The 6,975-nt window shown below is 69.9% G+C and carries 3 protein-coding genes; all 3 read left to right on the forward strand.

What is annotated here, in order from left to right; all coding sequences use genetic code 11:
- Window positions 1-7: 7 nt before the first annotated feature.
- The 3 genes from AB0J08_RS22155 (at window position 8) to AB0J08_RS22165 (ending at window position 5,388) form a co-directional block, all read left to right on the forward strand.
- Entirely contained in the window at window positions 8-757 is a 750-nt protein-coding gene (locus tag AB0J08_RS22155; RefSeq protein WP_360636768.1) for a hypothetical protein, read from the forward strand.
- Window positions 758-1,403: 646 nt separating this feature from the next.
- Window positions 1,404-3,104 carry a ricin-type beta-trefoil lectin domain protein gene (locus AB0J08_RS22160; RefSeq protein ID WP_360636771.1) on the forward strand — a complete coding sequence of 567 codons (1,701 nt, stop codon included), beginning with the start codon at window positions 1,404-1,406 and terminating at the stop codon, window positions 3,102-3,104.
- Window positions 3,105-3,864: 760 nt separating this feature from the next.
- Window positions 3,865-5,388 carry a hypothetical protein gene (locus AB0J08_RS22165; protein ID WP_360636774.1) on the forward strand — a complete coding sequence of 508 codons (1,524 nt, stop codon included), beginning with the start codon at window positions 3,865-3,867 and terminating at the stop codon, window positions 5,386-5,388.
- The last annotated feature ends 1,587 nt before the right edge of the window (window positions 5,389-6,975 follow it).

Consider the following 6,975-nt stretch of genomic DNA (forward strand, 5'->3'; position numbering starts at 1 on the left):
GGGCCGTATGTCGCACCCCAGGCCTCTCCTCGCCCTCACCGCCGCAGCCGTGGTCACCGTGGTCACCCTCGGGACGTCCGGCATCGCCACCGGCTCCGCCGCCGCCCCACCGGCCCTCTCCCTCCGCGCGGCCGCTCCGGCCGACCCGCTCCCGACGGCCGACCAGCTGAAGGCGGCCCTGCTGAGCAACACCGAACTGGGCCCGAACTTCACCGAAGTCCCGGTCGGCCAGAGCTCCGCATCGGCCGGCGGCGCCTCCCCGGTCGCGGGCTGCGACGCGCTCCGCGCCCTCCTGAACGGGACCGAATCCGGGCCCTCCTCCCAACTTCCGCACCAAGAAGTAGAATTCGACGGCCCGGACGGAAACCCCATGGTGACCGAATCCCTCACCGCCGAGGATGCCGCCCAGCTCACCAGCGACTTCACCGTCGTCACCGACGCGTTCACCGACTGCCACAGCCTGACCTTCAACGACGGCACCGACGCCTCCGTGACCTTCACCGTCACTCCCGTCACCCTCGGCGAGCGCCACGAAGCCCCCGCCGTCCGCCTCGACGGCACCATCGGCGGCGTCCCGCTCAACGGCTACATCGCCGTCGAGCGCTTCGGTACTGTCGCCATGTCCTACGGCTTCTTCCAACGCAACGACGCCTCCTCGCAGTTGGCCTCCCTCTACTACCGCGCCGCCGTCGCCAAGGCCGAACGCACCCTCGGCACCCCCGCCGGCACCGCCACCGCCCCACCCGCCTCCGTCTGATCCCACCCCCGAAGCCTGGGCTCAGCTGTCGGCCCCCGCCGAGCAACTGCTCGACGGGGGCCGACTGGGCGGGCCACAGGCGGTGCCGCGGCTCGCCGAGGGGGACGAACCGTGGCACCGCCGCCTTTCCGGCTCCGGGCCCCGCGAGGGACCGGCCCGCTCCACCCCGCGTCGCAGAACCCCGACCGGGCGTCGCCATCGCCGACGCCCGGCTCCCGCTCGCTCCGCGACGAGGCCATCCATGCCGCTCCGTCTCCGTCCCCGCCCCGCCTCCGGCGCCATCGGTGACCTGCGCCGTCGTGGCGACGGAGGTCACCGCCACGGTTGCGGAAAGCGGATTGCCAGCCCACATTCGGACGCACTAGCGTTCGAGCGCGCACCGGTCATCGAGGCGATGGAGAATCACCTGGTGATCAGTCGGAATGCGCGCATCCAATCGGACCAATCCCCTCCCCGTCGGCCGGATATGAGACGCCAGGCCGTCAGCCACGGATCTAGGGGCACTGCTGCGAAGGCGAACTGACACATCATGCGAAAATCCCGCGCCCCCAGATGGCTGAGGGGCCCGCTGACGAGAAGCCTTGCGCTCCTGTGCGCCGGCGGTCTCGTGCTGGCCGCACCCGGAGCCGCTTTCGCGGACGCCTCCGTGACGGCGAAGCAGGCCTGGCCGACCCTGACGGCCGCCGCACCGGTGCCCGGTGACGTCGACCTCGACGGCCTGCCCGACTTCCTGGCCCCGGCCGCCGACGGCTCTCTGACGCTGTTCCGGGGCGGTGACGCCGGTGCTGCCGGGCCCGAGACGGCGTCCCCGGCGAGCAGGAGCCCCCGTCAGGACGACTGGAACAACTACCTGCTGGCCCACCGCGGCGCCGTCCTCGGCGTCGGCGACTCCCTGTTCGCGTACCACAGGGTTGAGAAGCAGCTCTACCTCTACGTCAACGACGCGAACGCGTACCCGGACGCCGCTCCCGGCCACTTCGCCCGCACCTCGACCCAGCTGGGCACCAGCAGCGTTTGCGCGCGGGGGATCGACCACACCTGGGACCACATCGCCCAGATGACGGCCGTCCAGCGGGGCACCGGGGCGACCAACCTCGTCACCGTCGAGAACGGCCACCTGCGGTACTACCCCGCCAGCGACCTCGGCGGCTGCCTCCTCGACGCCGGTGTCGAACTCGGTGCCGACGGTGCCGACTGGAGCGGCTTCACCCTGATGTATCCCGGCGAGCTCAACGGCACGCCGACACTCTGGGTACGGGACACCGTGACCGGCGCCGTCACCGGCCTGCCGCTGCCGCTGGACGCCACGGGCAAGCCCGTGAGCGGCTTCGCGCGCCTGACGATGCCTGCCCACCGGTCCCTGGGGTCCGCGCTCAAGGACGCCGACGGCAAGGACATGTGCGCCGACATCGACCACGCGTGGACAGGCAACGGCACCGCTGCCCTGCTGTGGAACTGCGCCGACCAGGGCGCGGCTCCCAACCAGCAGTTCACGCTCGGCACCGACGGCTCGCTGCACGTCCTCGGCAAGTGTCTCGACGTCACCGGTGGTGCGACCGCCGACGGCTCGCCCGTCAACCTGTGGGACTGCAACGGCAGTCCGGCCCAGAAGTGGGTCACCGGCCCCTACCCGGGCACGCTGAAGAACCCGAACTCGGACAAGTGTCTCGGCGCGCCGGGTGCCGCAACTGCGGGCACCCACCTGACGATCGGGGAATGCGACAACGGAGCGGGCCGGCAGTGGACGGCTCCCGCCGCTCACGCCGTGCTTCCGATCGGCCTCGCCGTCGGCGCCTTCCCCGCCGTGGACTCGCCCGGTGACGCCGACGCGGACGGCCGACCCGAACTGGTCGTCACCGCCGCAGGCGGCCGGATCACCCAGTACCCGGGCGCCGACCCGGACGGGGACCAGCCGCGCTTCGGCCAGCCGGAGGTGATCTCGGGGGCGCAGCCCGTCGGGCAGAGCATCAGGTCCATCCTCAACCCGGACCGCTGCCTCGACAACTACGGCGCCTCCGACAACGGCGCTCTGCGCCTCTACGACTGCTGGAGCGGCGCGAGCCAGAGGTTCACCTTCGCCCTCGACGGCACTCTGCGGACCGGAGAGCGCTGCGTCGCCGTCCAGGACAACCGGACCGACCCGGGTGCGCCAGCCGTCACCGTGGACTGCCAGGGCACCGGCGGCCAGATCTGGAAGTATCGCGCCGACGGTGCGCTCTACAACCCCGCCTCGAACGCCTGCCTGGATCTGCCCGGTTCGAACGACGTCAACGGCACGGTCCTGACCATCTGGCCGTGCAACGGCGGCGCCAACCAGCGCTGGGCCCTTACTCCCAACACGGCCTGATCGGCCCCCCCGGCCGGCCGTTGTTGCAGCATCCCAGTTCAGGGGATGCGATGACCTTCAAGATCCGCGAGGACCGGAGCGCTCAGGGGCGGCGGAACCTCTCCACGGAGCGAGCCGCATACTTCCGGCTCCTGAAGCAAGGCGCGAGCAACGACCAGGGCGAAAGACACCCTGACGAGGATCGGCCCGGGCGGTGCGGGGCCGGCATCTGCACACCCGCTCGGATCTGGGTTCGGCGCCACCTGCGCACGGCAGCCCCACGGCCCCACGGCCCACGAAACGAAGCGACCCGGCACGTCCGGACCCGGCTGTACCGCTGGATCTGCGAACTGCGCCGGACGACGGCCGGCCCCTCCTTACATCCCATGGGTGGCACCGGCAGCGCCGACCGGGTGACGGTGCGGTGTCGCTGGAGCGCCCGGCTCATAAGTGTGCCCACCTTGTGGGGCAGCCGCCCCGGCGCCCGCGAGAGGAGCCCACCCCCATGCCCACCCCCGCACCCCCGTCCGCGTCCCCGCCCTGACGACGACGTCTGCTCGCCGTCACGGCCCTGCTGGCCGCGCTGCTGCTATCCGGCGGCTGGCAGAACGCCCAAGCGGGCGCCGGGGAGGGCCGGGACATCAGGCCCGGCGTCCCCGGCACCGCGCTCTCCTGGGGCAGCAACGTCAGCGCCGAGCTCGGCGACGGCACCACCAACGGCCAGAGCACCGTACCCGGCCGCGTCTGCGGAGCCGCCCCGTGCACTGGGCCGCTCCAGGACGTGATCGCCCTGTCCACGGGCGACGGCCACAGCGTGGCCCTGCGCGCCGACGGCACCGTCGTCAGCTGGGGATACAACGCCTACGGCCAGCTCGGCAACGGCACCTCCACGTCGAGCACCACCCCCGTTCGGGTCTGCGCGCCCGGCGCCGTCGCACCCTGCGGCTCGTTCCTGGACAACGTGGTCGCCGTGGCCGCCGGCACGTTCCACAGCGCGGCCCTGCGCGCCGACGGCACCGTCGTCAGCTGGGGATACAACGGCAACGGCCAGCTCGGTAACGGCACCACCGACGACAGCAGCACCCCCGTACGGGTCTGCCAGGGCGGCACCACCGCACCCTGTCCCTCGTTCCTGGAGAACGTGACCTCGATCTCCGCCGGGTCGCTCCACACGTTGGCGCTGACCACCGACACCCTGGTGTTCGGCTGGGGATACAACGGCAACGGCCAGCTCGGCAACGGCACCACCACGTCCAGCACCACCCCCGTGGCGGCCTGCACCGCGAACTGCACCAGCATCCTGACCGGCGCGTCCGCCGTGGCCGCCGGCCGGTTCCACAGCGTGGCACTGCGCGCCGACGGAACCGTCCGGACCTGGGGATACAACGGCCGCGGCCAGCTCGGCGACGGCACCACCGACAGCAGGACCAGCGCCGTGCAGGTATGCGCGATCGGTGCGATCGGCCCCTGCCGCAGCGTCCTCACCGGCATCGCCGGCATCGCCGCCGGTGACGGCCACACGGTGGCACTGACCACCGGCGGCTTCGTGCGCGGCTGGGGAGAGAACGCCTCCGGCCAGCTCGGCGACGGGACCACCACCATCCGGACCGTGCCGGTCCGGGTCTGCAACGTCGGTGAGACCGCCCCCTGCGCCACCAGTCTCGGCGGCATCACGGGCATCGGCGCCGGCGGCTCCCACACCCTCGCGCTGCGCTCCGACGGCACCGTCCGCAGCTGGGGTCACAACGGCTACGGCCAGCTCGGAGACGGCACCACCACCAGCCGCAGCGTCCCGGTGCGGGTCTGCGCCCTCGGCGAGACCGCCCCGTGCGGGCGGTACCTCGACGGTGCCATCGCCGTCGACGGCGGCGCCGGCTTCTCCGCAGCCCTGGTCCGGCCGCTCTCCGCGACCCGCCCGCTGGCTGACCTGGCCGTCGCGATCAGCGCGGCCCCCGAGCCCGTCGCGAACGGGGGCAACCTCACCTACACCGTCTCCGTGCGCAACTACGGCCCCACCGCGGCCGACGGCGTCACGCTCGCCGACACCCTCCCCGCCAACGCCCGCTTCGTCAGCGCGTCCTCGTCCGCCGGCAGCTGCACCACCCCGCCCGTCGGCTCCACCGACAGCGTCAACTGCGCCCTCGGGACGGTCGGTTCGGGGACCACCGCCTCCGTCACCCTCGTGGTGAAGGCTCTGGCCACCAGCACCCACGACATCACCGACACCGCCGAGGCGACCAGCGCCACCACCCCCGACCCCAACCCGCGCAACAACTCCGCCACCATCACCACGCCGATCAGCTGACGCCGTCGCTCAGCGATTGCGCGACAGGGGGCAGGCCCTCCCCGGGCGTGCCCCCTGCTGCGTTCCGCTGCGATCACCGGTCGTCCAGCGGGGCGCCACCACGCAGTATCGTCCTACCGCTTCGCACAACCTACGTACCCCAGAACAGGAACGGCGTACAGGTGGGCGTGGGCTTCGGGGTGGTGGTATTCACGTCGACGGTGGGACATTTTGCAAGGCCTGGGGACTTTTATGACGATGACCCGTGAGGCTTTAGGCATACGCGCCTTCATGGAGGGGCGTCTTGAGCTCTCGACCGAAGTCGATGATCCTGATCTCTGTGGCCCTGGCACTGGTCGGTATCGCGTTGGTCGGATGGCGGGTGATGGGGTGGTCGGACAAGCTTGAGTTGGAGGGAACCTGGAGAAATAGGGACCTCTTTCTCCAGCTGAAGGATGGTGGGATCATTGGTGGTTCGGCACTTCCGGCCAGTGTCTGCGGCGGGCCTGGCGGCGCTTCGGAGGATGAGACGACCGAAATCGAAGGATCCTGGAAAGAGGAGTACTTCACGGATGCGGGAAACGGCATGCGCATAGATGCCGTTCGGAAGGATGGCCGTGGAAAGTGCAACTTCTGGATGGCTTACTTGTCCCATGATGGCGTCAATGATTCACGCAGGGCGTCCGCAGATCGGGCCGCCCGATCTGCGGACGCGTCACATGCGGCGCCTTCCCCGGCCGCCACCTCTTGGTGTGGTGACGGGGGCTACGTCGGCGGCCTCAAGAGTGACGCCACTGGCTTCACCAACCTGGGGGCCAGGCAGTACCAGCCCACCACCGGCCGCTTTCTCAGCCCGGACCCAATCCTCGACGCTGGCGCCCCTCAAGTGGAACGGCTACCCCTACAGCAACAACAAGTCGGTCAACCGCTCCGGCCCCAACGGTCTCAAGTCCGAGGAGTGCGGCACGCTGCACGACTGCGGATCAAGCGGCACCATCACTATGAACAATGCGGCCGAGGCTACGGCATCCTACGCCTCCGCGGTGAGAACTTTGAGTTCTCGCCGCAGACCTTGTCCGGGCAAGTCGGTCGGAGTGCGTTTCAGGGGCGCACATTCGGGCAGGCGATATCGCGCACGGCTTTCACGATGCGAGCTCCTTGTTCCTGGTTGATGAAGAAGCTTCCGTCCCCCGCGAAAACTGACATTGTGTACCGAAGAGTTCTCACGTCGTCCGATCCTTTGCTAATTTCGGTACATACCTCTTGAGCATTTATCCCGGGAGTCCCGTAGCTGCTCAGTTCGGGTTCGATTTCAGCCAGCGCTTTGGTGAGCCTTGAAAGGGTGTCAGCATCAAGCGGAGGCCAAGGCGTTGCAGATCGGGTGTTATTTGGAGTCCCTGTGGCGTTCGGCGAGTTGTCCGAGCTTTCCTGCCCTCGTTGGCTGTAGAACCATGCAGCCAAGGAGATGACCGCTACTGCTGCCAGCGAGGTGGTGAGGGCGACAGCAACCTGATACTGAACTTGATTGCGTGATGTCGGCTGTTGCTGAGCTCAGCCGTCCATGATCAGTCCGGTCTCGGTGAGGCAGGCGTCGATCAGATGGGCTCG

The organism is Kitasatospora sp. NPDC050463 (assembly GCF_040655255.1).
Taxonomy (GTDB): domain Bacteria; phylum Actinomycetota; class Actinomycetes; order Streptomycetales; family Streptomycetaceae; genus Kitasatospora.

Coding starts and splice junctions, on each gene's coding strand:
- AB0J08_RS22155 (WP_360636768.1), top strand. CDS start 8: ATGTCGCACCCCAGGCCTCTCCTCGCCCTCACCGCCGCAGCCGTGGTC.